This window comes from Streptomyces sp. 150FB (assembly GCF_000818195.1).
Classification (GTDB): Bacteria; Actinomycetota; Actinomycetes; order Streptomycetales; family Streptomycetaceae; genus Streptomyces.
Genome location: NZ_JTHL01000004.1, coordinates 6,656 through 8,483, shown reverse-complemented (window position 1 = coordinate 8,483; position 1,828 = coordinate 6,656). Strand labels below are relative to the sequence as shown.

Below are 1,828 nucleotides of genomic sequence, written 5' to 3'. Positions count from 1 at the left end.
CGCCGCGGCCGCCGGGAGCACCAACGTCCAGCACGCACGCCCCTCGTCCGCGCTGCCCGCGACCCGCGTGCAGGCCGCGTCGGCGATCGTGCCGTACGCCCCGCAGCGCCGGCCCGTACGCCGTCCGGGCGCCGGCTTCGACTTCTTCGGTACGCAGGCAACCGGCGGCTCGCACCACGCGGCCGCGGACGCCGACGGTACGGAGTCGACCGCGGACAAGGGCGACAAGGACGAACCGGCACCGGTCGCACAGGCACCGGTCGCACAGGCACCGGCCGCCGAACTGGCGAAGGTGGCGCGCGAGGACCTCGCCGACGTGGTGGGCGAGGAAGCACTCGCGGCGCAGCGCGCGACCGAGATCGAGGGGCGTGAGGTCGGCCAGGTCATCGACCTGACCGCGCACGACGAGACGGAACAGCTCGAACTGGGCGAGCTGCGCAGCGCGATCGGCTCGTAGTGAGGCAGGCGGCCCGCTACTTGTCGATGTCGCCCACGACGAAGAACAGCGAACCCAGGATCGCCACCATGTCGGCGACCTGCGTCCCCGGCAGCAACTCGGTCAGCGCCTGGATGTTGTTGAACGACGCCGAGCGCAGCTTCAGCCGGTACGGCGTCTTCTCGCCCTTCGACACCAGGTAGTAGCCGTTGATGCCGAGTGGGTTCTCGGTCCACGTGTACGTGTGGCCCTCGGGCGCCTTCAGCACCTTGGGCAGCCGCTGGTTGATCGGCCCCGGCGCCAGCTCGCCGATCCGGTCCAGGCACGCGTCCGCCAGCGCCAGCGAGTTGTGGGTCTGTTCGAGCAGGCACTCGAAGCGCGCCAGGCAGTCGCCGTCCTCGCGGGTGACCACGCGGAGCGTGTCGCGCAGCTCCCCGTACGCGAGGTACGGCTCGTCACGGCGCAGGTCGAAGTCGACCCCGGAGGCGCGGGCGATCGGCCCCGACACGCCGTACGCGTGGACGGCGTCGCGCGAGAGCACACCGACCCCGCGCGTCCGGCCCCGGAAGATCTCGTTGCCGAGGACGAGCCGGTCGTACACGTCCATCCGCGACCGCACCCCCGCCACGGCTTCCCTGACCCGGCCCAGCCAGCCGGCCGGCAGGTCCTCCTTCAGGCCGCCGACCCGGTTGAACATGAAGTGCATCCGACCGCCGGAGATCTCCTCCATCACGGCCTGGATCTCCTCCCGCTCGCGGAAGGCGTGGAACACCGGTGTGATGCCGCCCAGTTCGAGGGGGTAGGAGCCGAGGAACATCAGGTGGTTCAGCACCCGGTTCAGCTCGGCGAGCAGCGTCCTGGTCCATACGGCGCGCTCGGGCACCTCCATGCCGAGCATTCGCTCGACGCCCATCACGACACCCAGCTCGTTGGAGAACGCCGACAGCCAGTCGTGGCGGTTGGCGAGCATCACGATCTGCCGGTAGTCGCGCGCCTCGAAGAGCTTCTCGGCGCCCCGGTGCATATAGCCGATGACCGGCTCGGCGTGCCGGATCACCTCCCCGTCGAGCAGCAGGCGCAGCCGGAGCACACCGTGCGTGGAGGGGTGCTGGGGACCGATGTTGAGCACCATGTCGGTGCTCTCAGCGGCGCCGCCGATGCCGACCGTCGTGCGGGTGGTCTCCGTCATGGGCGACAGTCTCTCAGAGGGCCGCCAGGCCCGGCCCCGGCCCCGGCGCCCAAGCCAAGACCGAGGCTCAGCGCCAGGTCCAGGTCGATGCCGACCGGCTGCATCAGCCAGCCGAAGTCCCCGAGCCCGCCGCGCGCCGTCAGCTCCGCGCCCTCCCCGGCCGCCGACAGCGCCCGTACGTACGCCGCCGGATCCGTCGAGGC

1 protein-coding gene and 2 pseudogenes are annotated in these 1,828 nt (G+C 71.4%); 1 reads left to right on the top strand and 2 read right to left on the bottom strand.

The genetic code is table 11. From position 1 onward, the window contains the following. A pseudogene (locus QR77_RS41895) lies at window positions 1-457 on the top strand (hypothetical protein); the annotation flags it as partial. A 16-nt stretch (window positions 458-473) separates the two neighbouring features. On the opposite strand, the gene QR77_RS41890 reads toward QR77_RS41895, so the two are convergent. After that, on the bottom strand, window positions 474-1,625 hold the full coding sequence (locus QR77_RS41890) for a hypothetical protein (RefSeq protein ID WP_040029734.1): 1,152 nt from the start codon (window positions 1,623-1,625) through the stop codon (window positions 474-476). After that, window positions 1,622-1,828, bottom strand: a pseudogene (locus tag QR77_RS47285) (hypothetical protein); the annotation flags it as partial. The gene QR77_RS41890 and the pseudogene QR77_RS47285, both read right to left, overlap by 4 nt.

Coding starts and splice junctions, on each gene's coding strand:
- QR77_RS41890 (WP_040029734.1), bottom strand. CDS start 1,625: ATGACGGAGACCACCCGCACGACGGTCGGCATCGGCGGCGCCGCTGAG.